Raw genomic sequence first — 24,050 nt, 5'->3', positions numbered from 1 at the left:
CCTCCGGACCGAGGCGGATATCGCCATCGCCCCTGATGCCGCTTCGGCTCCGCAGGCGCGGGAAGCTCCAGAGGGCTTCCCGCGCCACTTTTTTCGGTGCGCGCGCCCGCATGGACCTGCCTGAAAGGTGAGCTAGAGTGATGACAGCGAATCTCGATCCGGGTCCTCTCTCCGCCATGCGCCTTCTCCTGGTCGAGGACGACCGCGACGCCGCCGAATATCTGCGCAAGGCCTTCCGCGAGGCCGGTCACGTGGTGGACCATGCGGCAGACGGCGAGGAGGGGCTCGCCCTCGCGCTGGATGGCAAATACGACGTGATGGTGGTGGACCGTATGCTCCCCGCCCGCGACGGCCTCTCCCTCGTCACCGAGTTGCGCGGCCGCGGGCACACCACGCCGGTGCTTATCCTTTCCGCTCTGGGGCAGGTGGACGACCGGGTGCAGGGCCTGCGCGCCGGCGGCGATGATTACCTGCCCAAGCCCTACGCCTTCACCGAGCTTCTGGCGCGGGTGGAGGCGCTGTCGCGGCGCGGCGTCAGCCAGGGTGCCGAGACGGTGTACAAGGTTGCGGACCTCGAACTCGACCGCCTCGCCCACCGCGTCACCCGCTCCGGCAAGGAGATCCAGCTCCAGCCGCGCGAGTTCCGGCTGCTGGAATATCTCATGCGCCACGCCGGTCAGGTGGTCACACGTACCATGCTGCTGGAAAACGTCTGGGACTATCATTTCGACCCCCAGACCAACGTCATCGATGTCCACGTCTCGCGCCTGCGCTCGAAGATCGACAAGGGCTTCGACGTGCCCCTCATCCACACCGTCCGCGGCGCCGGCTACATGGTGCGGGCGGGGCTGGCGTGAAAGCGGAGGGCGCCCCGGCGGCCGGCGCGGGTGCGTCCGGAAACGGGGGGAGGGGGCAGGGTCCCATCACCAGCCCGTTCGCGCACGCGGCGCGTCTCGTGCGCACCACGGCGTTCAAGCTGCTCGCCGCCTATCTCGTCGTCTTCGCTTTGTTCGCGGTGTCGGTCATCGTCTACACCGCCTGGCACACCCGCTCCCTGATCCAGGGACAGGTGGCGGACGACCTCGACCGCGAGGTCGTCGGGCTTTCCGACCAGTACCGCATCGGCGGCATCCAGCGGCTGGTCTATGTCATCGACCGGCGCACGCGGCGCCCGGGCTCGTCCATCTACGTGCTCTCCAATTTCCAGGGCGAGGTGCTGGCCGCCAACGTGACGGACCTGCCCATCGGCCTGCTCGACAAGGAGGGCACCCGCTTCACCACCTACAACCGGCCGGACGACCCCGTCGCCAAGAGCCATGTGGCCTTTGTGCAGACCATGATCCTGCCCGGCGGCTACCGCCTGCTCGTCGGTCGCGACATCGAGGAGCGCGACACGCTTCGCGATCTCGTGGCGCGGCCCGCCCAGTGGGCGGTGGTGCTGATCGTGGTGCTGGGCCTCGCGGGCGGCGTGTTCGTGACGCGGCGGGTGCTGAAGCGCATCGATTCCATGACCGCCACGGCCGAGACCATCATGGCCGGCAATCTCTCCGGCCGGCTGGCCCTGATGGGGACAGAGGACGAATTCGACCGCCTCGCCCACTCCCTCAACGCCATGCTGGACCGCATCGAGCGGCTGATGCTCGGCCTGAAGGAAGTTTCCGACAACATCGCCCACGACCTGAAGACCCCGCTCACCCGCCTGCGCAACCGCGCCGAGGAGGCCCTGCGCACCGCCCGCACCGAGGAGGACTGGCGCGCCGCGCTGGAGACCACCATCGAGGAGAGCGCCGGCCTCATCCGCACCTTCGACGCGCTGCTGATGATCGCCCGCGCCGAGGCCGGGCAGGGGCGGGCGACCATGGGCGACGTGGATCTCGCCGAGATCGCCGAGGCGGTGTCCGAGCTTTACGAGCCGCTGGCGGACGAGCAGGGGCTCGACCTCACGGTCAGCGCCGTACCGGCGACCGTCCACGGCGTGAAGGAACTGCTGGCGCAGGCGCTCTCCAACCTCATCGACAACGCGATCAAGTACGGCCGTCCGGCCGACGGGGGCAGGGGACACATCACTGTCACGCTGAAGCGCGACGGAGCGGACGCCGTGCTGACGGTGTCGGACACCGGCCCGGGCATTCCGCCGGGCGACCGCGAGCGGGTGGTGGAGCGGTTCGTGCGGCTTGAGGCCAGCCGCACCCGACCCGGCTCCGGCCTCGGCCTCTCGCTGGTCGGCGCCGTGGCGCGGCTGCACGGCGGCACGCTCGCCTTCTCCGAAAATGGACCCGGGCTGGTCGCCACTTTCCGTTTGCCGGCGAAATGATGGCCGAGCGTGAACCAAGCCGTCGGCGCGGGCGTTAACCGCTGTAATGACCTCTTCATTCTCCCTCAACCATGATGCGCGCCGCGGCTCCCGTTGCGGTGCTTCGATGAAAGAAGGCTTGCGCGCGGCGAGTCGCTGGTGCCTTTAGACCTGACCATGCGTTGGCCCACGGAACCGGATTCGGCGGACCAGCCGCCCCTTGCCCTGCAGATGCGGGAAACGCCCGTCGTGGCGGATCCGGAGGCGGCAAAGATTAAGCTTTCCCACGCCATCGAACGGCTGGCGCCGGAGGCGCGCGCCGCGCTCGATGCGCTGTTGGAGGATGCGCCCTGCGCCGTGCAGGTCTGTCTCGGGATCGCGGAAAGCTCGCCCTTCCTCACCGAGGTGATCCGCTCCGAGCCGGAGCGGCTGCTGCGTGTGCTGAGCCGCCCGCCGCAGGCGCATCTTCATGCGCTCATCGCCGAATGCGCGGCCGTCGAGGAGAGCGAGGCCCATGTGATGCGTGCGCTGCGGCGGATGCGCAGCGAGGCTGCGCTGCTCATCGCCGTCGCCGACATGGGAGGCGTGTTCGGCCTCGTGGAGGTCACCGCGGCGCTGACCGGCGTGGCCGATGCCGCGGTGCGCAAGGCGCTCTCCTTCCTCCTCGGCGAGGCGGTGAAGGCCGGGCGGCTGATGGTGCCCGATGCCGCCGATCCCGAGGCCGGCTCAGGCCTCGCGGTGATCGCCATGGGCAAGCACGGCGCGCGGGAGCTCAACTATTCCAGCGATATCGACCTCGTGGTGGTGTACGACCGCGACAGGTCGCACCTCTCGGATAGCGTCTCAGCCTCGCCCTTCTTCGTGAAGATCACGCAGGGGCTGGTGCGCCTGCTGCAGGAACGCTCGGCGGACGGCTACGTGCTGCGCGTGGACCTGCGCCTGCGCCCCGATCCCGGCTCGACGCAGGTCGCCCTCTCCACCGTCTCCGCCCTCGACTATTACGAGCGGGAGGGCGCCACCTGGGAGCGCGCGGCTTACATCAAGGCGCGCCCCGTGGCGGGCGATGCGGGGGTGGGGCGGCAGTTCCTCGCCGATCTCTCGCCGTTCGTCTGGCGCCGCGTGCTGGACTTCCAGGCCATCGCCGACGTCCACGCCATGAAGCGCGAGATCCACGCCTTCCGCGGCCACGACGTGGTGGCGGTGGAGGGGCACAATGTGAAGCTCGGCCGCGGTGGCATCCGCGAGATCGAGTTCTTCGTCCAGACCCAGCAATTGATCGCCGGCGGACGCGACCCCCTACTGCGCACCAGCCGCACGCTGGACGCCCTTGATGCGCTCACCGCCCATCGCTGGATCGAGCCGAAGGTCCGTGACGATCTCGCCGAGGCCTATCTCTTCCTGCGCCGGGTGGAGCATCGCATCCAGATGGTGGCGGATGCGCAGACCCATTCCCTGCCCGAAAGCCGCGAGGCGATGGAAGGTTTCGCCCGCTTCATGGGCTATCCCGACCGCGACGCCTTCGCCGCCGCCCTCGTGCAGCGCCTCACCACCGTGCAGGGGCACTATGCCCATCTGTTCGAGGATGCGCCGCCCCCGGCGGTTCTCGACGCCGACCTGGTCTTTCCGCCGGACGAGAATGACCGCCCGACTCTCTCCGCCCTCGCGCGTCTCGGCTTCAAGGATCCGGCGGCGGCGAGCGGCATCGTCCGGCGATGGCTCGCGGGCGCGCCGCGCGCGTTGAAGACCGAGCCGGCCCGCGCCCATCTTGCCCGTATCGTTCCGCTGATGCTGGAGGCCCTATCCCGCGGTGGTGATCCCGATGGCGCGCTGATCGCGGCTGACCGCTTCCTCACTGAGCTGCCGGGACCCCATCTCCTCACGGCTTTGGACCGGCATCCGGATCTGGTGCGGCTGCTCGCGACCATCCTCACCGCCGCCCCCCGCCTCGGCGAAACGTTGGCGCGGCGGCCCTCGCTCACCGACGCGCTGCTCGATCCCGCCTTCTTCGACGTCCTGCCCGACGAGGCGAGCCTCTCCGAGCACCTCGAACTCCTGCTCGACACGGCGGAGACGGACGAGGAGCAGTTCGACCGCGCCCGCCGCTTCCGGCAGGAGCAACACGTGCTCATCGGCGTGCGCATCGCCTCCGGCACCCTGCCGGCGGCGCGGGCGGGGGAGGCCTATGCGACGCTGGCGGAGGTCATCATCCGCGCCCTGCACCGGCGCGTGTGGGAGCGCTTTCGCGAGGCCCACGGCAGCATTCCGGGGGCCGAGACGGCGGTGCTGGCCATGGGCAAGCTCGGCGGTCGGGAGATGACGGCGGGGTCCGACCTCGACCTCATCGTGCTCTATGATTTCGACCCCGAGGCAGATCCCACCTCCGACGGCGCGCGCCCGCTCACCGGCGCGCAATATTTCGCCCGCTTCACCCAGCGGCTCGTCACGGCGCTGACCTCGCTCACCAATGCCGGCAAGCTCTATGACGTGGACCTGCGGCTGCGGCCTTCCGGCCGCTCCGGACCGCTCGCGACGCGGCTCTCCTCCTTTGCCGCGTACCAGCGGGCGGAGGCCTGGACCTGGGAGCACATGGCGCTCACCCGCGCCCGCGTGATCGCCGCGACGCCGGAGTTCGGCGCCATCGTGCGCGATGTCATCGGAGGCATCATGGGGCAGCCGCGCGACCCGCGCCGGCTGGCGGGCGATATCCTCGACATGCGCCGCGCCATCGCCGCCGAGAAGGGCGAGGACGACCGCTGGAACCTGAAGCACGCCGCCGGCGGGCAGGTGGATGTGGAGTTCCTTGCCCAGTATCTCGTCCTGGCCCACGCCCACGATCATCCCGAGATCGTGGACACGGCCACCGCCCGCGTGCTCGCCACCGCCGAGCGGCTGGCGCTGCTGGAGCCCGAGGATGCGCACGTGCTGCTGCGCGCCTGCCGCCTCTATCAGAACCTGACCCAGGTGCTGCGCCTGTCCGTGGATGCCCACGTGGTGCCGCAGGACGCGAGCCCGGCGCTGCGCGCGCTCCTCGCCCGGGCCGGTGAGATGCCCGACTTCGCGACGCTGGAGGCCGATCTGTTCGAGACCGAGCAGAAAGTCCGCGCCATCTTCGAGCGTGTGCTGGAGACCGCGGCGGAATAAGGCGGTGCCCCGCCGCATGATCGCGGGGCGGGGCACCGGGCTTCAGTGGAAGTCGGCATCCCCGCCGGTCAGCCAGACATGCCCGCGCATCTCTTCTGCCGGAATGCCGGGCCGCCAGGCGGTGGTGGGCGTTTCCACCTGGATGTCGCGCAACTCGCATTCCGGGCCGGCGATCCGCGCCGCGACGCAGGTCTCGGCGAACCAGCCCCAGAGGTCGCGCGCGCCGGCGGCCCCTGCAATGCGCCTTGCCGCCTCCACCAGAGCCGGCATGGCAGCGAGCGGACCGACGAGATCGAGCAGTTCCAAGGCGTCTTCGGCGGTCCGCCGCATGACGACGAGGCCTAGCGCGTCGCCCTCCTCCGGGCCGGTCACGAGGTGCAGTTCGTAGACCTTTTCGGGATGGCGCAGGTATCGCTGGACCAGGCTGTCCCAGTCCCGGATCGCGACCACCTCGGCGCTCAGGTCAGCCGCCATCTGCCCCCACAGCGCATCCACCTGCTGCCGCGCGTCGGCATCGTCGGGATCGGCGATCAGGCGGGCCGCCGGGGAGGAGCCGTCGATGATGGCGGGCCAGTGCAGCTCCATCACCCGGTCGGTAGCCTCGGTGTAGAGGCCGAGCAGGCGCGGCCCCCGCATGGCCTTGGCATTGGGGAAGCCGGCGGCCACGAGATGGTCCGTTCCGAACCCGCTGTAGATTTCCTGCATGGTGGCGGCCGCCGCGAAGAACGGACCCTGACGCCCGAGGCTGCGCTGGCTGCCCTTGCGGGCCATCAGGTCGCCCGAGAGCGACAGGCGCGTCGGATGGCCGAACGCCAGCGTGGGGCGGCTGATGCCGCCATAGTGGATGGCGAGCTGGCCGTCGATCCAGATGCCGAGGCCGTGGCCCCTGTTGTCACCGTACTTCCAGATCCAGTGATCGAGAGACATGTCGTGGCCGAACGTCTCGCGGAACAGCGCGGCGAACGCGGGAAACAGGTCCGGCGTGATGCGGCGCATGCGCCAGCCCTTTTCGACGCTCCGCCGGAGCACCAGCAGGCGATAGCCGAAGCGGCCTTCGGCATAGGCCGATTGATAGGCGCGGTTCGAGGCATCGAGGGCGTCGAGCATGGCCCCCGGCACGCCGAGTTCGCTTTCGAGCGTTGCCCGGTGGCGCCCGGTCATCTCCAGCATGGCGTCAACCGTATGCACCGCCATGGCGCTGAAGTCCTGCTCCACCTCCTTCGTGAAGCCAAGCCGTTCCGCCAGCGCGACGATGTGGCCGTAAAGGTGGAGCGGTTCCGGCGTCAGAAGAGTGCGCTGGATGGCGAACTCGTCGAGGATGACAACGACTCCCCCAGGCTTCAGCAGGTCGAGCGCGCGGTCGAAAATCTCAAGGGAGCCGACATATTGCGCGCTCTCCTGGAACAGGATCACGTCGAAGGGCGCGGCATCGGGCGGCGGGGTCCAGCCCTCGTAGGTGGCCTCGACCAGGGGCAGGTCGGCGCCGAAGCGCGCCCGCGCGACCGCGACCTGGGCCGGGTCCGGATTGATGCCGGTCACGTCGTAGCCTTTGGCCACGAGCTCGGCGAGCAAGGTGCCGAGCCCGGTACCAACCTCCAGAATGCGGGCCGGCGGCGGCGGGAGCTGCGCCAGCAGGAGGTCCGTGGACCGACGCTGGGCGGTGACCATCGGTTCGCCGGCATGATCGAACAGGGCGAAGTGCAGCCACGCCACCTCGCCCAGCTCAATCTGCAGCAACGCCCCATAGACATTGAGCGGAAACGGCAGGGCCTTGAACGCGGACAGGTCCGGCGGCCCGTCTGGCCCGGCATGGCTGGCGTGCTCAGCGGCCTCGGTGGAGAAGGGGGATGTTGCCACGGCATCGTCAAGACCCGTGTCCGCCGGGGCATCCGGTGCCGGGGTGGCGGCCTCGGGGGGCGCCTCGTGTGCAAGGTCCGGAGCGTCGTCCGCCCCATGGAGGCCGATGCCGGGCCCATCAGTCGGCTGCGCGGGCTCGGCTGGGGGGGCTCCGGCTGGCTCTTCCTTCTCCGGCTGCTCGGTCGGGGCATCGGCCACTGCCGGCTCTTCGTCCTCGCGATTGCCCTCGTCTTGGCCTGGAAGGGCCGGGGTATCGCAGACTGGCTGGACCTCGGCGGTCTGCACGTCCTCCGGCTGCGGTTCGGGCGTTGCGGCCGCCGCTTCGCCGGGCGCCGCGGCGGCTTTCGCCAGCTCCGCCTCCAGCGCGGCGATCCGGTTCTGCAGCGCGGCGGCCTCGCCGCGAAGCTTGCCATTCTCCGCCTGCGCGTGACGCAGATGGTGCTCGGTGGAGCGATGGAGGCCGAGGACGCGGTTGATGTCCTCCGGCTGCCACAGCCCCAGCCATTTGCGGTAGACGGCAAGGCGGGCACCGTGGGCGACCGCGGGATCGAACGCCCCCGTGCCCGCGCCCGAGCCGCCCGTGCTCACATAGGTCGCGCTCACGCCATCCGATCTCAGGAAGCGGCCGTGGCGCGATACCTGGAGCCAGAAATCCCAATCCTCGTAGAGGACAAGGCTCTCGTCGAACCGGCAGCCGGCGTCGAGCGCGCGGCGGCGGAACAGCACCGCGTGGACCGGCAGGTAGTTGTCGTAGGCGAGGCGATCGGCGTCGAAATGTTCGTGAAATACGGTGATGGGGGGCTGCCTGAGGTCCCGGCTCTCGACCACGCGCACACCGGAATAGGCCGCGACAGCATCATCCGCGCCGCGGAGAAGCGTGGCGAGCGTCGCCACATGGTCCGGGTCGATGTAGTCGTCGTCATCCAGGAGGAGGATCATTTCGCCGCGCGCATGGGCAAGGCCCAGATTGGCTGCCGCGGGACGGTCGAGCGGCGCCGTGCCGCCGACGGCGCGCAGGGGATAGCGCCAGCAGCCCTCGCCGGAACGGCCGGCCTGTGCGGGATCCGCCTCCACCAGCACAATCTCGATATGGGGGTAGGTCTGGGCGCAGATGGAATCGAGCGTCTCCGCAAGGCTGGCCCGGCCGATGGTGCGCGTGACGATGGAGACGAGAGGGGCGACGGTGCCGGCTGGTGCGGCCACGGTCGGGGGCACCCCCGCATCGGCCCAGGCGCCCATGAGCGCGCGGTAGAGCCCCGGCGTGCGGGCCCGCAACTCCTCACCCGTCGCCATCCAGTAGGCCTCGGCAGCATCCACGCCCGGCCCGAGCGTATAGGCGCGGAACCGGTTCAGGCCGTCGAGGACGTAGCTGTCATAGGGCCGCTCTGCGAGCTGGGAGGGGAAGCACCGCATGGCCGCCTTGAGCGTGTCGGTCAGGTCGGTCACGTCGAGGAGGCGGTTGGGCAATTGGGGATTGCCGATTTCGTAGCATGCGATGGCGAGCGGGCCGCCGCGCCGGCGCACCGCCTCTATGGCGGCCAAGGCCAGCGCGCGGTGGTCGGGATGCACCTCGTAGATGGAGGGCGCATAGACGATGGCCGGCCGGTGGATGGCGATGAGGGAAGCGACGCGGGCGACGAGATCTTCATCGTAGGCGAGCCCGCGATCGGGATAGTCCAGAAAGTGGGGCGCGCCATAGCCCAGCACCTGCGCCGCAGCGCGGGACTCCGCCTGGCGCATGGCCACATAGTCGCCGGCATGGTCGGCCGCGCCGGAGGCCGCCGCGCCGTCCGTGAAGATCACCACCGTGACGGGCTCTCCGGCGCCCACATGGCGTAGAACCGCGCCGCCGCAGCCGAGAATCTCATCGTCGGGATGGGGCGCGAGGACGAGGGCGGCGCCCTCGATCAGACGCCGCACGCAGCTATAGGGGATGATGCTTGCTTCGTTCATTGGACCCCGACCGCCGGCTGGAGCGCGCCTTCGCTTCGAAAAGAGCGGGCTCACCATGTGTCCCGGATCGCCTGGCGGTACGGGACACATGGATCGGCTTTAGCACAGCCAAGGGGATATGCGAGCGAAACCCGATCCACCCTGCGTTGGTCACAGGGTGAACGGTGAGGGCGGCCTGTCTCGCGCCCTCAGCCCAGGGCGCGGGTGGCGATGTCGGCCACATCAGGCGAGAGGCCGGGTGTCTCCGCCACCTTGCGCAGGGCCCGCTCCGCGCTGGCGCGGCGGACCGGCTCCAGCTGACGGAACGTCTTGAACGAGGCGAGGAGGCGGGCAGCCACCTGCGGGTTCTTGCCGTCCAGCGTCAGCACCACGTCGGTGACGAACTCGTGCCCCGCGCCGTCCGCCCGGTTGAACTGGGTGGGGTTGGTGGCGGCGAAGGCGCCGACCAGCGAGCGCACCCGGTTGGGATTGCCCAGCGAGAAGGCGGGGTGCAGCATCAGGTCCTTGATGCGCTCAAGGGTGCTCGGCGCGGCGATCTGCGCCTGCAAAGTGAACCATTTGTCGATGACCAGCGCGTCCCGCTCGAAGCGGTCATAGAAGGCCTGAAGCGCGGCCTCGCGCTCCGGCACCTCATGCTGGGTCAGCACGGCGAGCGCCGTGATGCGGTCGGTCATGTTGTCCGCCGCCTCGAACTGCGCCTTGGCGCGGGCGATGCCCTCAGCCGAGCCGGTGACGGCGAGGAAATCCAGCGAGAGGTTGCGCAGCGCGCGACGCCCGGCGGAGGCCGCATCCGGCGAGAAGGGGCCGGTCGCAGCCATGGCCGCATAGGTGGTGGCGAACGCGCCTTCCAGCGCCGTGCCCACAGCGATGCGCAGCGCCTTGCGGGCGGCGAACACGGCGTCCGGGTCCACGTCCTTCGCCAGCTCGCGCGCCACCTCGCCTTCACCGGGCAGGGCCAGCGCCTGCGCCTTGAAGGCGGCGTCGAGCGTAGTATCGGCGAGGATGGCGCGGGCGGCCGTCACCAGCGCCTCGGTCGCCGGCAGGCTGCCGGTGCGGGCGCCGGTCTTCAGCATTTCCAGCGCGATGCGCTGGATGGCGTCGAAGCGGTTGAAGGGGTCCGCGTCATGGGCGGCGAGGAACACACGGTCGGCCTCGGTGAGGTCGCTCACCAGGTTCACCGGGGCTGAGAAGCCCCGATTGAGCGAGGGCACGGGCCGCGCATCGAGGCCGGTGAACAGGAAGCTTTGGCGCGCCTCGCTCACCTCCACCACGCCGTTCTCCACCGGCGTATTGCCCAGCGCCAGCGGCCGGTCGCGCCCGTCCGGGCCGACGAGGCCGAGGGCGAGAGGGATGAGCATGGGCTTCTTGGTGGGCTGGCCCGGGGTGGGGGGCACCTCCTGCGCCACGTCGAGGCGATAGGTGCCGGCCTCGGCGTCCCACGCGCCGCTGACCGTGAGCACCGGCGTGCCCGACTGGGCATACCAGAGGGCAAATTGGGAGAGGTCGCGGCCGGTGGCATCGGCGAACGAGGCGACGAAGTCCTCGATCGTCGCCGCCTCGCCGTCATGGCGCTCGAAATAGAGGTCCATGCCCGCCCGGAACCCGGCTTCGCCGAGCAGGGTCTTCAGCATCCGGACCACTTCGGCGCCCTTCTCATAGACGGTCGCCGTGTAGAAGTTGTTGATCTCGCGATAGGTCTCCGGCCGCACGGGGTGCGCGAGGGGGCCCTGGTCCTCGGTGAACTGGGCCGCCTTCAGCGCCCGCACGTCGGCGATGCGCTTCACCGGGCGGGAGCGTTCGTCGGAGGAGAACTCCTGGTCGCGGAAGACGGTGAGGCCTTCCTTCAGGCACAGCTGGAACCAGTCGCGGCAGGTGATGCGGTTGCCGGTCCAGTTGTGGAAATATTCGTGGGCGATGACGCCCTCGATGCCGGAGTAATCCGCATCGGTCGCGGTCTCGGGCGTGGCGAGGACATACTTGTCGTTGAAGACATTGAGGCCCTTGTTCTCCATGGCCCCCATGTTGAAGTCCGACACGGCGACGATGTTGAACACGTCGAGATCGTACTCGCGGCCGAACGCTTCCTCGTCCCAGCGCATGGAGCGCTTCAGCGCGTCCATGGCATAGCCGGCGCGGGCTTCCTTGCCGTGCTCGACATAGATGCCCAGTTCCACCTCACGCCCGGAGCGGGTGAGGAAGCTGTCCGAGATCTTGGCGAGGCGACCGCCCACAAGGGCGAACAGGTAGGACGGCTTCGGCCACGGATCATGCCACACGGCATAATGGCGGCTGGTGCCGTCCACCTTGCCCGATTCCACCAGATTGCCGTTGCCGAGCAGCACGGGCGCCTCGGCCTCATCCGCCTCGACGCGGGTGGTGAAGACGGAGAGCACGTCCGGACGGTCCGGATAATAGGTGATGCGGCGGAAGCCCTCGGGCTCGCACTGGGTGCAGTAATTGCTGGAGGTGCGGTAGAGCCCCATCAACTGGGTGTTGGCGGTGGGGTCCACCAGCGTCTCCACCTCCAGCACGAAGGCGTCGGCCGGGGGATGCGCGAGGGTGAGGCGGTCCGGTGTCGCCTCGAAGCTCGGGCCGGCGAGCGGATTTCCGTCGATGGCGAGGTGCACCAGCGTCAGTCCGTCGCCCTCCAGCACCACGGGGGCGCCGGGGGCGCCGGCGGGGTTGCGGCGCAGGGACAGCTTCGACGTGACGCGGGTCTGCGAGGGGTGCAGGGAGAAATCAAGGTCCACCTTGTCCACCAGCCAGTCCGGCGGACGATAGTCGGAAAGGTGGATGGCCTTGGGCTCGGCATCACGCATGTCAACGCTCCTGGCGCCGGCATGGGGAGGGCCGGCGTCTCGCTATTCTGTCGGGTCGGCGGGGAGAGTAGAGCGCGAAGGCGGCGGAGGAAAGCGCACGGCGGGCGCGGCGCTCCGTCCCTGCTGCCAGATCTTCACGGAGGAACCGGCGAGCAGCAAAGCGAGGAGCGGCAGCAGCACCTCTGCCCGGACGATGCCGAGGAGCAGGCTGCCCAGGAAGGCGCCCGCCACCGAGCCGAGCCCCATGGCGATGAGGAAGCCGCGATTGCGCGCCAGCACGGCGAAGCTCTTGTCCTGGCTGTAGCGCGCGAAGCCCACCAGCATGGTCGGCAGGCTCACCGCAAGGGAGAGGCTGCCCGCGAGCTTCACGTCGCAGCCGAAGAGCAGGATCAGGGTCGGGATCAGCAGTTCGCCGCCGGCCACACCCAGCACCGAGGCGAAGATGCCGATGGCGAAGCCCGCCGCCACGCCCGCCACCTGTTGCAGAACGCCCTCGAACAGCGGCTGGCCCGTGCCGCCGGCATGGCCGAACAGCAGCACCACCGCGATCAGCGCCAGCAGCAGCGCGATCACCCGGTAGAGCGCAGGCGAGGCAATTCGCAGCACCATCCCGGCGCCGACCCAAGCCCCGATCAGGCTTCCCGCGAGCAGATTGGCCACCACCAGCCAGTGGTCCGCAATCTGCGCGAACGGAACGACGCTCGCGCGAAAGGGTAGGGCGACCGCCACCACGATGAGGCTTACGGCCTTGTTGACGATGATCGCGTCCAGCGCCCGGAAATGGAACAGGCCAATGAGCACCGGCAGCCGGAACTCCGCGCCTCCCAGCCCGATGAGTCCGCCGAGCGTGCCGATGACGCCGCCGGCGGAAAAGGCAAAGGAGTTGAGCGATGCAGCCTTCATGGAACGGGCGACCGTTGCGAAATGGGCCGACACCGTGCGCACGGAATGAACATGCCGTCCATGAATATTGCAGACGGCAATCTGTCTATTTCAAATTACATTCTCGTCGCGGGTTAAATGTATTGTATTCATTCATATACAGGTGTCGATAAGCTGTATTTGCGGCAATACAATTCCGTTCCCGGTGCGCCGCTATTTGCCCGATGCCGAGCCGTGACGCCAGATTTTCCATGCCGACATCAGCAGGATCACCCCGAGCAGCGGCAGCAACGCCGCAGCCGGGACGATGCCGAGCAGTTGGCCGCCGAGGAAGGCACCGAGCATGGACGCGGCGGTCATCACCGCGAGGAATGTGAGATTTTCCCGCACGATGGCCAAGGTGTTGTCGCGGCCGAAGCGGGCGAAGCCGACGATAAGGGTGGGCAGGCTTACCGCCAGCGCGACACTGCCCGCGAGCTTCACCGGCAGGCTGAACAGCAGCACCAGCGTCGGCACCAGCAATTCCCCGCCCGAAACCCCCATGAGCGCCACTGCCAGGCCGATGATGAAGCCGGCGAGCACCCCGGACACCAGCCGCACGGTGCCATCGATGGCCATGTGCTTCAGGTCCGGATCCTCGCTTAGCAGCATCATGAGCGCGGTGAAAACGAGCATGGCCGCGATGACGCGGAACAAGGTGCGCGAGGCGAAGCGGGTCGCGTAGGTCGCGCCCGTCCAGGCGCCGACGAGGCTGCCCGCCAGCAGGGTCGCGATCACCCGCCAGTGTTCGGCGACTTCGGCGAAGGGAATGGTGGCCGCCCGGGCCGGCAGGGCGAAGGCCACCACCACGAGGCTCAGCACCCGGTTGATAATGATGGCCGGCAGCGCCTCGAACCCCAGCGCGATCAGCACCGGCAGGCGAATTTCCGCGCCGCCGAGGCCGATGAGGCCGCCGACCGTTCCAATGGCCAGCCCCGCGAGGGAGCCGTGCAGCAGGCGCCGTCGCGTGGACGTTGCGGAACGCTCGAAAGACATGCCGATCACGCCCCCTTGAACGGTCCGTTTCGCACCGTCACCCCGCCCTCAGGATAGGGGGTGGACCGTTGAATTCAAAGGAGTCTGGTCGATTGTCCAAAAATTCCCACCGATTGTTTCGCTAAGGGCGCCTTATCGAATTTTGCGGCGCACCCTAGCTCATCACCATCAAAGGGCGTGGTGGGGTTGGTATTTAAGGAGATTAACATGCGTAATCTGACTTTTGGCGCTGTCGCGCTCGCGACCCTCCTTGCGACCGGCGCGGCTTTTGCGGGTGACGAACCGTCCCTCGCCGCCGCCGATGCCGAGGCGCAGGCTGCTGCGACGATCCATTCGCAGGTTCAGCCGCTCGGCTATGCAACGCCCCGCGCCGGTCATCCGGCTTTCGTGGCGCTCTCTGCCGGCCAGGAGCAGAGCCCGATCTCCGAAGCTGACCGCTTGTTCCTGAAGCAGGGCGACCGGGGCCTCGGCACCAACTGATGAAGAACCCCGGCCGGCGTCGCGCGCCGGCCGGGGCCTTCCAAGTTCAGCCGTTGAGGCGCGCGTCCAGCGCCTCATAGAGCGGGTTGTCGGCGGCAAAGACGTATTCGATGGGGCCGACCGTCACCATGCTGGCGCCGCGCTGGCGCAGGAAGGTGGCGAGGGCGTGCAGGGTGTCTGGCGGGCAGTGCAGCGTGAGCATGCCGGACGACGTCGGTCCGCCGAAGGGCGCCACGCAGCGATAGGCCGCCACCGCCTCGTCCACCAGCGAGGCATCGCAATCGGCGAAGCGCGTGCGCACCTCCCGCATGGTCCGCGCCCGCTTCTCGGCTCCCAGCCGGTCGAACATGGCCCGTGCGGCCGCGAGGGCCCCGCCGCTCCAGTTGGCGGTGAGCGAGGCGACGAGGTTCGCCTCGGATTTCAGGATGATGCCGTCGTCCACCACCTTCAGCGCATTGGCGGCGAGCGTCGCACCCGTGGTGGTGATGTCGACGATCAGTTCGGCCGTGCCGGCTGCGGGCGTGCCCTCGGTCGCGCCGGCGCTTTCGACGATGCGGTAGTCGATGATGCCGTGGCGGGCGAAAAAGCCGCGCGTGAGGTTCACATATTTGGTGGCGACGCGGATGCGCCGGCCGGTGCGGCCGTGGAAGTGGCTGGCCACGTCGTCGAGGTCGTCCATGGTGCGCACGTCGATCCAGGCCTGCGGCACCGCGACCACCACATTGGCATGGCCGAAGCCGAGCTTCTCCAGAAGCGCCACGCGGCTGTCGGCCTCGTGGATGTTCTCGCGCACCAGATCCTCGCCGGTGACGCCGAGATGGGCGGCGCCGGAGGCCAGCGCGGCGGCGATCTCCGAGGCGGAGAGATAGGCGACCTCCACCCCCTCCACCCCGCCGAGCGCGCCGCGATAGTCGCGGGCGCCGCGGGCCTGCGTCAGCGGCATGCCGGCGCGGGAGAAGAAGGCGTGGACATTGTCCTGAAGCCGCCCCTTGGACGGCACGGCGAGGATGAGCGGGGTAGTCATCGGGCGTCCTCCGCGGCACCGGCGAGCCCGGCGAGGCGCTCCACCCAGGCGGCGAGGCCCACGCCGGGGATGGTGCCTTCCGCGCCCAGCCGCGACAGCAGCCGGTCGTAGCGCCCGCCCGCCACCAGGGGGCCGGCATCCGGCCGCGCCGGATCGCGCAGCTCGAACACCATGCCGCTGTAATAATCGAGCGGCCGCCCAAAGGCGGTGGAGAAGCGCACGGACGAGAGGTTCACGGCATAGGCGGTGAAGAAGCCGGTGCGCCGGTCGAACAGATCGAGGGCCGCGTTGAGGTCGATCCCGGCATCCGCCGCCAGCGCCCGCATCCGGGCCGAGGCGTCGTCCGGCGTGCCGGAGATGGCGAGGTAGCGCGAGAGGATCTCCGACGTTTCCGCCGAAAGCCCGCCGCCTGCATCGAGGGAGGACTGCTCCAGGAACCGTTCGGCGATCTCGGACACGCTGCGTCCGCCCACCGTCGAAATGCCCGCGATGGAGAGAAGATCGGTGATGAGCGCGCGCGCCGCTGCCGGGTCCGCGCCATCGAGGGCCGCCAGCACGCCGGCATGGGCGGGGGCGCCCTCGCGGTTTTTGTCCGCGAGGTGGGCGAGGTCGAGATTGACCCGGCCCTGGCCGAAATCCTTCAGCAGCCGGCGGCGCATGGCCGGCGCCAGCGGCAAGGCGTCGAGCAGCGTCGTGAAGAGGCCGACATCGCCCAGCCGGATGTCTGGCTGGGGCAGGCCATAGAGCGCGCAGGCGTTGAGGCCCAGGGACAGGATTTCCGCGTCCGCCGCCTCGATGTCGGTGCGGCCGAAGGATTCGACGCCGGCCTGCCGGAACTCGCCGGGGCCTTCGCCGCGGAAGCGGAAGACGGGGCCGAGGTAGCTCACCCGCGCCGGCATCGCCATGCCCTCCGCCAGGACCGCGCGGGCGACGGGAATGGTGAGGTCGGGCCGCAGGCACAGCTCGCGGCCTTCGGCGTCGGCCGTCAGATACATGCGGCGGCGGATGGATTCCCCCGACAGGTCGAGGAACACGTCGGCCGGCTGGAGGATGGGCGGATCGAGGCGCGCGAAGCCGGCGGCCGCGAAGGTGGCGACCAGCGCCTCCTCGAGGCTCGGGGACGTGCGGAAGGTGAGGGGCGCGGGCGCCGCGGGCGACATGGCTGCAAGGGTTCCTTGAGTTCTGGCGGGCTTCTAGCAAAGCCGGCGCCCCGCGACCACCCCGGCCCGGTCATACGGGGTTGGCAACAGCCGGGGCTTTGCCGTTAAGCTGCTGCTGCCGGCGGGGGACCGGCTGGGCGACAGGCAAGGATCGAATGGCGGACGGACCGGCAGGCGCCGACGACGAAGGGCGCGAGGGCAGCCTTCCCGGCGCGCCGGGCCATCTTCTCGATCCCACCTTCCGCAACGGCTCCGTCACCGCCATCGGCGTTGTCGGCGGTTTCTCCCTCGCCTTTCTCTCCAACTGGACCCTGATGCCCGGACGTTGGAGCGGCTCGGCGTTCGTGGCGTTCGCGCTATTGGCGCTGGGCATCGCCTTCCAGCTTCGGGCGCTGGTGGGCATGCTGGAGACGAGTTCGCTTCGGCGGGTACGCTACAACCGGCTGGTGAAGATTTTCGCCATCGGCATCTATCTCACCGCGGCTGGGGTTCTTTTAGCGCTCATCGCCGAATTGCCTGGGGTCTCGCGCTATCTGCCTTTCTGACCCGCGCTTCGGGTGGCGGCGGGTGTCGTCTATGGTGAGCGCCTGTCGAATCAGGAGGCGGCCATGGCAGGCGCGAGCGGGGCAAAGGGCGGCACGGCGGTGGCCGGCGTCGAAAATCTCTCGTTCGAGCAAGCGCTTGCCGAGCTGGAAGCCATCGTGGCCAATCTGGAGCGGGGCAATGTGCCGCTCGAGGAATCCATCGCCATCTATGAGCGCGGCGAAGCCCTGAAGCAGCGCTGCGAGGCCCTGCTGAAGGCCGCCGAGGCGCGGGTGGAGACCATCACCCGCGACGCCGCCGGTCGGCCGGCGGGGACCCAGCCGCTCGATCCGGACGCCTGAGAACCGTCCCGAAACGGGACAGTTGCAGGGTTTGCATGGGACGGCGGGAGAACGCAGCGGGACCGAATCGCTGCCGCCCCCGTTTTCCCGGTCTGTTCAGTAGAGGCCCGGAATGACGCGCTTGGTGCGCCGGGCATAGGCGTCGTACTCCGCGCCGAAGGCTTCCCGCATCATCTGCTCCTCGCGACCGACGCGGAAGAAAAAGAGGATGCCGAAGCCGATCAGGCCGGCCGGTCCAGCGATGAGATTTGGCAGTAGCAGAAGCTGTGCCAAAGCCCACATGAAGAAGGCCGAGTACATGGGGTGGCGTACCTTCTCATACACTCCCGAAGTGATGAGCTCGTGCTTGTCCTTGATTTCCAACGTTACCGACCAATACTTGCCAAGCTGGCGGTGCGTGCGCCAGAACAGCAGCAGGGAGCCGGCGAATACCGCGACACCCGCCGCCACCTGCAGCCCGTTCGGCGGGTAGGAGGCGAACTTGGGAAAGCCCGTCGCCGCATAGATCGCCGGGATGATGCCGAGCCCCAGCGTGGAGATGGACAGAAGGATCATCTCCCGCAGATTGCGATGCCGCGCATCCGCCACGCGCTGGAGTTTTGCCTTTCGTTCAAAGGGGATACGCAGGACGTACCAAGATACGACGCCCACCGCCCAGGCGATCTTGGCGAAGGTCAGGAGGCTCATGCGGAGGTCTCGGGTTCGGGGAGGGGGAGGATGCAGCCGGCGGCGTCGTGAACGAGCGGGCGCAGGGTTCCATCGGCCAGGAGATAGGCCCGTAAGTTATTGGTATGTGAGGCCAAAACGTCGAACGACAGGGGCCCGCAGACATACGCATAGAAGTTGTGCGTCGACCGGATGTCGCCGGCCAGGAAGCACTGGCAGTGCAGGCGCATCACGTCGAACCAGTGGCGGCGGTAGATGGCCGGCGAGATCATCTGCCGGATTTCCACATGCCGGATCAAAGGCTTGTGGGAATAGTCGCCGGGCGGCAGCAGCACCGGGGCGAAGCTGACGGGGCCGAGGGTGACGGGGTTCACCTTGTAGAAGGAGACGATGTCGTCCCGCGACTGCACCTCCACCCAGCCGATCGCGTCAGCCGCCGCAACCCGTTCTGCCGCCTCACGAAAACGCTCGCCGGCCGGGTGCAGGGCGAACTTCGCGGTGGTGGAGCCGAGGGTGAGGATGCGCACGCGTGCCCGGCTCCCGAAGGCGGGGTCGGCGGCCACGGCAGCAGCCACCGCGCTCACCGCGAGCATGGCACCAAGGCTATGGCCTGCAACGATAATTTCGTTCACGCCCTGCGCCGCCGCCGCGCCCTCCACCGCTCGCAGGCGGTCAGCGAAGGCGAGGATGCGGGCTTCCACCTCGGGATGCCGGCCGCGCACGAAATCCACTGAAAACTCAGCAAGATCCAGCGATTGCTTGAGCCGGAAGCGGCGCCCCGGCCAGCGCATCAGGAAAAGGCCCACGGCGAGGGTGACGCAAAGCCCCGCCACGGTCGCAGGCAGCATGCCGAATGGCGCAAGCCATTGAAAAGACAGAAACCCGGCCGTCGACGCCAGCCCCCAGAACAGGGCGAGCAGCATGTAGGTGAAGAGGAAAAACAGGCCGTAGCGCCGGCTGGAGCGGAAATAATTGGCGATGGTGCCGCTCGTCACCATGTCCGCCATGGCCCGCACGGAACCCTTCATGTGACTCCACACCGAACGGCCCATGTCGGCGCGTGTCAGGTCATGCCACCCCAGGTTTTCGAACGTGGTTTCGGTATGCCAGTTGGGACCGTCAGCTTCGGTTCGCCAGAATCCGCCGGTGGGGGTCGGCACGGGTGCCGTGTCGCGGCAGTGGGTGCGAACATTCCACACGTCGCCGAAGCGTTTTAGCTCGCGCACGAAAATGCGGTGGTGCCCTTCCACCGCCATGGGGTCGAAGCCGGCGATGAAGAAGACATGCCGGCGACGGACCCGGGCGCGCGCGTCCGCGTCGTGGGCCGGGATACCGCGCGCTTCGGCGCCGGTCCCGGCGGTGGGGCCTGCGAGCGTTCCCTCGGCGTCGTGCATGGGCCGCCTTCTAGCGAAGATGGCCGGGCATGGCTAGGCCGGGGCGGAATGGCAGTCCCGCCGCACTGGCCTCAGCCTGTGTCTGGTCGGCATTGCCTAAACGGCAGCGCCCAAGGATAAAGGGGTGACGTTGGGGCGGGTCGCAGGTTCACGGGACATCTGGCATGGCGCGGTTCCGTGATCTTCTGGCGGGCGTTTGGCGGCAGACGCAGCCCAAGCGCGGGGCCATGCGGCCGGCGCCTGCGGCGCCGATGCTTTCTGGGGCCATGCGGCCTGCGCCCGCGGAGCCTACGCCTTCCAGCGCCACGCCCTCGCTGCCCTTGCCTCATGCCCCCATGGCTGCACCGGAAGCGACCTTCGCGCCCGGCCTCCGGGACAGCCCCCTGTCTCGCCTCGCCGCGCTTGGTCCGACGCCGTCGCTGCTGGTGGTGAAGCTCGACCATGTGGGGGATTTCGTGACCGCGCTGCCGGCGGTCCGGCGGCTCCGCGAGGCCTTTCCCGCTTCCCGCCTGACCCTTCTGTGCGCGCCCTTCATGCGCGATTTTGCCGTGGCGACCGGCCTCTTCGATGCGGTGCAGGCGTTCGATTACTATCCCGCGCGGGGCCATCCGCCCGCCGCCGTGCCGGACGAGGCGCTGGCGGCACTGAAGGCGCTGGATCTGCCGGCCGCCGACATCGCCATCGACCTGCGCCATGCCGACGATGCCCGGGCGCTCCTCGCCGCGCTGCCCGTGCGGTTTCGCGTCGGCTTCGCCGGGCTTGGCACGCGCCATGATCTCGACCTCGCGTTGCCGGAGATGGAGGCGTCGGCCCGTGCCGGTGGCCTCGTCGCGCCGCTGCCGGCGGGGGTGCGCCTTTCCGCCCTCGCCGAGGTGCTGGTGAGTGCCTTCCGCACGGTCCGGCCCAGCCCTGCGGCATCCATTCCCCTCGGCTCTGCGCCAGCGCTGCCGGATTTCGCCGATGGCTACGGGGTGCTCGCCCCCGGGGCTCGGCTCGCCATCAAGCACTGGCCGGTGGAAAGCTGGCGGGCTCTGGCGGGGCGGATGCTGGCGGGCAGCGGTCTTGGCCTCGTGCTGGCGGGCACGGCGGAGGAAGCGCCGCTGTGCGCCGCCATCGCCGCCGGCCTCCCGACGGATCGCGTGGTGAACCTCGCCGGCCGGCTGGATCTTGGCGGGCTCGCTGCCCTTCTGGACGGGGCGCGGGCCGTGGTGGCGCTCGATTCCGCCCCCGCCCACTTGGCGGCGGCGCTGGGCCGGCCGACGCTGTGCCTCTTCTCCGGCCTTGCGGATATCCAGAGCTGGGCGCCGTCCGGGCCGCAGGTCGCGGTCCTGAGCGCCCATGCGAGTTGCGCGCCGTGCCTGCTGAACGATATCGCCCAATGCCCCCACGGCCATGGCTGCATGACGCGGCTGACGCCGGACCATGCGCTCGCGGGGCTCGCCGCCCTCGGCCTTGAGTTTGCCGGCGTTCCGCTGCACTAGAGCGGCCATGACGCGCTCTTTTGCGACCGCGGCGGAGACCCCGCCCGATGAGGACGGCCCAAGGTCCGGTCCCGCCGATGTGACGGTCGTGTTCGTCACCTACAACAGCTCCGGCGTCATCGGCCGGGCTGTGGCGAGCGTGCCGCCGGCATGCCCGGTGGTGGTTGTCGACAATGCGAGCCCCGAGGGCACCGCCTGGGCCGCGGCCCTGTCCCGCCCCGCCGATCTCCTCGCCATGCCTGACAATGCCGGCTTCGGCACCGCCTGCAATGCCGGCGCGCGGCGGGCGGAAACGCCTTATGTGCTCTTCCTCAATCCCGACGCCGTGCTGGAGCCGGACACCATCCCCCGGCTGCTGGCGGCGGCGCGGCTCTATGGCGAGCCAGCCATCCTCATGCCGGCCATCGTCGGCGAGAATGGCCGGCTCATGCGCAAGGAAGGCTCCATTCTGGAGAAGGTGCCGCGCAGCGCCCGCCTCGCGCCGGAGGAGATCGCGGGGGACTATTGCACCCGCTTCGTCCACGGCGCCGCCTTCATGGTGTCCCGCTCCGCCTTCCTCGACCTCGGCGGCTTCGACGAATCCATATTCCTCTACCATGAGGACGACGATCTCTCGCTCCGCGTGCTGGCCCGCCGCATCCCCATCGTGGTGGTGACGGACGCGCGGGTAACCCATGCGGGCGGGCGCTCCAGCACGCCGTCCTTCGGCCAGACCTTCCGCATCAACCGCGCCAAGATGCACTCGGAACTCTATGTGCGGGAGAAGTACGGCCGCGCCGGCGGGCGGGCCTCGCGGCTCCTGTGGCTCGGCGCCGGCTGCGCGCTGGCGCTGGCGCTGTTCGACCTCCACCGGGTCGCCATCCGGGCGGGAAAATTCGCCGGCTGCCTTGATGGAGTGCGCCGAAACGTGCCGCCGCACGTATAGGTTTCAGCTGTAGACGAAGGTCGTCCGCACGCCGCCGCTGCGTCAGCCTTTGTACGTTGCATACCAGCGGGCCCGTGTGTAAGGCTCGCTTTTCCCGGTTCGTTCCGGTCGGAGTGGTCCGTGACCTTGCTGAAGACCCCGTTGCTCGACACCATTCGTGACCCTGCCGATGTGCGGCGCCTGCCTCAGGAAAAGCTCGTCCAGTTGGCGGCCGAGCTGCGCGCCGAGACCATCGATGCGGTGTCCGTCACGGGCGGGCATCTGGGCGCGGGCCTCGGCGTGGTCGAGCTGACGGTGGCATTGCACCACGTCTTCAACACCCCCCACGACCGGCTGATCTGGGACGTGGGCCACCAGTGCTATCCCCACAAGATTCTCACCGGGCGGCGCGAACGCATCCGCACGCTGCGCACCGGCGGCGGCCTCTCCGGCTTCACCAACCGGGCCGAGAGCGAATACGACCCGTTCGGCGCGGGCCATTCCTCCACCTCCATCTCCGCCGGCCTCGGCATGGCGGTAGCGCGCGACCTCGGCGGGGTGGAGCGCAACGTGGTGGCGGTGATCGGCGACGGCGCCATGTCGGCGGGCATGGCCTATGAGGCCATGAACAATGCGGGCGCCATGGATTCGCGCCTCATCGTCATCCTCAACGACAACGACATGTCCATCGCCCCGCCCACGGGGGCCATGTCGGCCTATCTGGCGCGGCTCATCTCCGGCCAGACCTATCGTTCCCTGCGTGAGATCGGCAAGCAGATCGCCGGCCACCTGCCCAAGTTCGTGGAGCGCGGCGCCCAGCGGGCCGAGGAGTTCGCGCGCGGCTTCTGGACCGGCGGTACGCTGTTCGAGGAACTGGGCTTCTATTATGTGGGCCCCATCGACGGGCACAATCTCGACCACCTCCTGCCCGTTCTGAAGAACGTGCGGGACGCCAAGACGGGGCCGATCCTCGTCCATGTGGTCACCCAGAAGGGCAAGGGCTACGGCCCGGCCGAGCAGAGCGCGGACAAGTACCACGGCGTGGTGAAGTTCGATGTGGTGACGGGCGCGCAGGTGAAGGCCAAGTCCAACGCCCCGTCCTACACCCGCGTGTTCGCCGAGAGCCTGATCTCCGAGGCCCGGCGCGATCCCAAGATCGTCGCCATCACCGCGGCCATGCCGTCCGGCACCGGCATCGACCTGTTCGGGCAGGCCTATCCCGACCGCACCTTCGACGTGGGCATCGCCGAGCAGCATGCCGTGACGTTCGCCGGCGGTCTCGCGGCGGAAGGCTTCAAGCCCTTCTGCGCGCTCTATTCCACCTTCCTCCAGCGGGCCTATGACCAGGTGATCCACGACGTGGCGCTGCAGGGCCTGCCCGTGCGCTTCATCGTGGACCGGGCCGGCCTCGTGGGGGCGGACGGGGCGACCCATGCGGGCGCCTACGACCTCGCCTATCTCGGCTGCCTGCCCGGCATGGTGCTGATGTCGCCCGCCGACGAGGCGGAGCTGATGCACATGATCGCCACGGCCGTCGCCTATGACGACGGCCCCTCCGCCGTGCGCTTCCCGCGCGGCGAGGGCGTGGGCGTGGAGCGGCCGGACAAGGGCGAGGCGCTGCCCATCGGCAAGGGGCGTATCGTGCGCGGCACGGGGGAGGGCGATGTCGCCATCCTGTCGCTCGGCACCCGCCTTGCCGCCGCGCTGGACGCCGCCGAGCGGCTGGAGGCAGCCGGCTTCACGGTGACAGTCGCCGACGCCCGCTTCGCCAAGCCCATCGACCGCGACCTCGCGCTGAAGCTGGCGGCCGGCCATGCCGCGCTGGTGACGGTGGAGGAGGGCTCCATCGGCGGCTTCGCCAGCCAGGTGCTCCAGCTTCTCACCGATGAGGGCGTTCTGGATCGCGGCACCGTCAAGGTGCGCTCCATGGTGCTGCCGGACATCTATATCGACCACGACACCCAGGCCCGCCAGCTCGCCGAAGCCGGCCTCGACGCCAACGCCATCGTGGCGAAGGTGGAGGGGCTCGTGGGCAAGGCGAAGGCCGGGCGGGAACTGTCGAAGGCGGGGTGAGGTC

17 protein-coding genes are annotated in these 24,050 nt (G+C 69.2%); 9 read left to right on the top strand and 8 right to left on the bottom strand.

Annotated elements, in window-relative coordinates:
- Positions 1–140: 140 nt before the first annotated feature.
- The 3 genes from ACT535_RS05395 (at position 141) to ACT535_RS05385 (ending at position 5,434) form a co-directional block, all read left to right on the top strand.
- On the top strand, positions 141–857 hold the full coding sequence (locus ACT535_RS05395; protein WP_476322930.1) for a winged helix-turn-helix domain-containing protein: 717 nt from the start codon (positions 141–143) through the stop codon (positions 855–857).
- A gap of 98 nt (positions 858–955) precedes the next feature.
- Positions 956–2,314 carry an ATP-binding protein gene (locus ACT535_RS05390; RefSeq protein ID WP_476363583.1) on the top strand — a complete coding sequence of 453 codons (1,359 nt, stop codon included), beginning with the start codon at positions 956–958 and terminating at the stop codon, positions 2,312–2,314.
- A gap of 156 nt (positions 2,315–2,470) precedes the next feature.
- Positions 2,471–5,434: a bifunctional [glutamine synthetase] adenylyltransferase/[glutamine synthetase]-adenylyl-L-tyrosine phosphorylase gene (locus tag ACT535_RS05385; protein WP_476363582.1), complete on the top strand. Its 2,964-nt coding sequence runs from the start codon at positions 2,471–2,473 to the stop codon at positions 5,432–5,434.
- 42 nt (positions 5,435–5,476) lie between these two features.
- Here ACT535_RS05385 and ACT535_RS05380 read toward each other — a convergent pair whose 3' ends face one another.
- The 4 genes from ACT535_RS05380 to ACT535_RS05365 all read right to left on the bottom strand — a co-directional run bounded on the left by ACT535_RS05380 (position 5,477) and on the right by ACT535_RS05365 (position 13,980).
- Entirely contained in the window at positions 5,477–9,244 is a 3,768-nt protein-coding gene (locus ACT535_RS05380; RefSeq protein ID WP_476363581.1) for a PIG-L family deacetylase, read from the bottom strand.
- 188 nt (positions 9,245–9,432) lie between these two features.
- Positions 9,433–12,063, bottom strand: coding sequence for an aminopeptidase N (gene pepN, locus ACT535_RS05375; RefSeq protein WP_476363580.1), 2,631 nt, complete (start codon positions 12,061–12,063; stop codon positions 9,433–9,435).
- 42 nt (positions 12,064–12,105) lie between these two features.
- A complete protein-coding gene (locus tag ACT535_RS05370; RefSeq protein WP_476363996.1) occupies positions 12,106–12,966 on the bottom strand; it encodes a TSUP family transporter in 861 nt (286 codons plus the stop codon).
- A 192-nt stretch (positions 12,967–13,158) separates the two neighbouring features.
- Positions 13,159–13,980, bottom strand: a complete 822-nt coding sequence (locus tag ACT535_RS05365) for a sulfite exporter TauE/SafE family protein (RefSeq protein WP_476363579.1) — start codon at positions 13,978–13,980, stop codon at positions 13,159–13,161.
- 207 nt (positions 13,981–14,187) lie between these two features.
- Here ACT535_RS05365 and ACT535_RS05360 point away from each other — a divergent pair, with 207 nt between their 5' ends.
- Positions 14,188–14,460: a hypothetical protein gene (locus tag ACT535_RS05360; protein ID WP_168460457.1), complete on the top strand. Its 273-nt coding sequence runs from the start codon at positions 14,188–14,190 to the stop codon at positions 14,458–14,460.
- A gap of 46 nt (positions 14,461–14,506) precedes the next feature.
- On the opposite strand, the gene hisG is transcribed toward ACT535_RS05360, so the two are convergent.
- Positions 14,507–15,484, bottom strand: a complete 978-nt coding sequence (hisG, locus tag ACT535_RS05355) for an ATP phosphoribosyltransferase (protein WP_476363578.1) — start codon at positions 15,482–15,484, stop codon at positions 14,507–14,509.
- Complete coding sequence (locus ACT535_RS05350; protein ID WP_168460453.1) at positions 15,481–16,644, bottom strand: ATP phosphoribosyltransferase regulatory subunit; 1,164 nt, start codon at positions 16,642–16,644, stop codon at positions 15,481–15,483. The genes hisG and ACT535_RS05350 overlap by 4 nt, the downstream gene beginning before the upstream one ends.
- Positions 16,645–16,799: 155 nt before the next feature.
- Between ACT535_RS05350 and ACT535_RS05345 the strand changes: the two genes are divergently transcribed.
- Positions 16,800–17,189 (top strand): hypothetical protein, encoded by a 390-nt coding sequence (locus tag ACT535_RS05345; RefSeq protein WP_210254646.1) that lies wholly within the window; start codon positions 16,800–16,802, stop codon positions 17,187–17,189.
- A 63-nt stretch (positions 17,190–17,252) separates the two neighbouring features.
- A complete protein-coding gene (locus ACT535_RS05340; protein ID WP_029559001.1) occupies positions 17,253–17,528 on the top strand; it encodes an exodeoxyribonuclease VII small subunit in 276 nt (91 codons plus the stop codon).
- A 96-nt stretch (positions 17,529–17,624) separates the two neighbouring features.
- Here the strand turns inward: ACT535_RS05340 and ACT535_RS05335 are convergent, their stop codons facing one another.
- Positions 17,625–18,215, bottom strand: coding sequence for a protein-S-isoprenylcysteine O-methyltransferase (locus ACT535_RS05335; RefSeq protein WP_476363577.1), 591 nt, complete (start codon positions 18,213–18,215; stop codon positions 17,625–17,627).
- Complete coding sequence (locus ACT535_RS05330) at positions 18,212–19,588, bottom strand: hypothetical protein (RefSeq protein WP_476363576.1); 1,377 nt, start codon at positions 19,586–19,588, stop codon at positions 18,212–18,214. Before ACT535_RS05330 ends, ACT535_RS05335 begins: the two co-directional genes overlap by 4 nt.
- Before the next feature lie 335 nt (positions 19,589–19,923).
- On the opposite strand from ACT535_RS05330, the gene ACT535_RS05325 reads away from it, so the two are divergent.
- The 3 genes from ACT535_RS05325 to dxs all read left to right on the top strand — a co-directional run bounded on the left by ACT535_RS05325 (position 19,924) and on the right by dxs (position 24,046).
- A complete protein-coding gene (locus ACT535_RS05325) occupies positions 19,924–21,069 on the top strand; it encodes a glycosyltransferase family 9 protein (protein WP_476363575.1) in 1,146 nt (381 codons plus the stop codon).
- Positions 21,070–21,076: 7 nt separating this feature from the next.
- On the top strand, positions 21,077–21,994 hold the full coding sequence (locus ACT535_RS05320) for a glycosyltransferase family 2 protein (RefSeq protein WP_476363574.1): 918 nt from the start codon (positions 21,077–21,079) through the stop codon (positions 21,992–21,994).
- Positions 21,995–22,114: 120 nt separating this feature from the next.
- Positions 22,115–24,046 (top strand): 1-deoxy-D-xylulose-5-phosphate synthase, encoded by a 1,932-nt coding sequence (gene dxs, locus ACT535_RS05315; RefSeq protein ID WP_476363573.1) that lies wholly within the window; start codon positions 22,115–22,117, stop codon positions 24,044–24,046.
- The last annotated feature ends 4 nt before the right edge of the window (positions 24,047–24,050 follow it).

The sequence above is a fragment of the Xanthobacter sp. DMC12 genome (genome assembly GCF_056314105.1).
The sequence above is the reverse complement of the archived record's forward strand: the minus strand, read 5'-3'. Positions and strand labels throughout refer to the sequence as shown.

Bases quoted from the DNA above. Each gene is read 5' to 3' on its own strand.
- ACT535_RS05395 (WP_476322930.1), top strand. From the start codon at position 141: ATGACAGCGAATCTCGATCCGGGTCCTCTCTCCGCCATGCGCCTTCTC.
- ACT535_RS05385 (WP_476363582.1), top strand. From the start codon at position 2,471: ATGCGTTGGCCCACGGAACCGGATTCGGCGGACCAGCCGCCCCTTGCC.
- ACT535_RS05380 (WP_476363581.1), bottom strand. From the start codon at position 9,244: ATGAACGAAGCAAGCATCATCCCCTATAGCTGCGTGCGGCGTCTGATC.
- pepN (WP_476363580.1), bottom strand. From the start codon at position 12,063: ATGCGTGATGCCGAGCCCAAGGCCATCCACCTTTCCGACTATCGTCCG.
- ACT535_RS05370 (WP_476363996.1), bottom strand. From the start codon at position 12,966: ATGAAGGCTGCATCGCTCAACTCCTTTGCCTTTTCCGCCGGCGGCGTC.
- ACT535_RS05365 (WP_476363579.1), bottom strand. From the start codon at position 13,980: ATGTCTTTCGAGCGTTCCGCAACGTCCACGCGACGGCGCCTGCTGCAC.
- ACT535_RS05360 (WP_168460457.1), top strand. From the start codon at position 14,188: ATGCGTAATCTGACTTTTGGCGCTGTCGCGCTCGCGACCCTCCTTGCG.
- hisG (WP_476363578.1), bottom strand. From the start codon at position 15,484: ATGACTACCCCGCTCATCCTCGCCGTGCCGTCCAAGGGGCGGCTTCAG.
- ACT535_RS05350 (WP_168460453.1), bottom strand. From the start codon at position 16,644: ATGTCGCCCGCGGCGCCCGCGCCCCTCACCTTCCGCACGTCCCCGAGC.
- ACT535_RS05345 (WP_210254646.1), top strand. From the start codon at position 16,800: ATGGCGGACGGACCGGCAGGCGCCGACGACGAAGGGCGCGAGGGCAGC.
- ACT535_RS05340 (WP_029559001.1), top strand. From the start codon at position 17,253: ATGGCAGGCGCGAGCGGGGCAAAGGGCGGCACGGCGGTGGCCGGCGTC.
- ACT535_RS05335 (WP_476363577.1), bottom strand. From the start codon at position 18,215: ATGAGCCTCCTGACCTTCGCCAAGATCGCCTGGGCGGTGGGCGTCGTA.
- ACT535_RS05330 (WP_476363576.1), bottom strand. From the start codon at position 19,588: ATGCACGACGCCGAGGGAACGCTCGCAGGCCCCACCGCCGGGACCGGC.
- ACT535_RS05325 (WP_476363575.1), top strand. From the start codon at position 19,924: ATGGCTGCACCGGAAGCGACCTTCGCGCCCGGCCTCCGGGACAGCCCC.
- ACT535_RS05320 (WP_476363574.1), top strand. From the start codon at position 21,077: ATGACGCGCTCTTTTGCGACCGCGGCGGAGACCCCGCCCGATGAGGAC.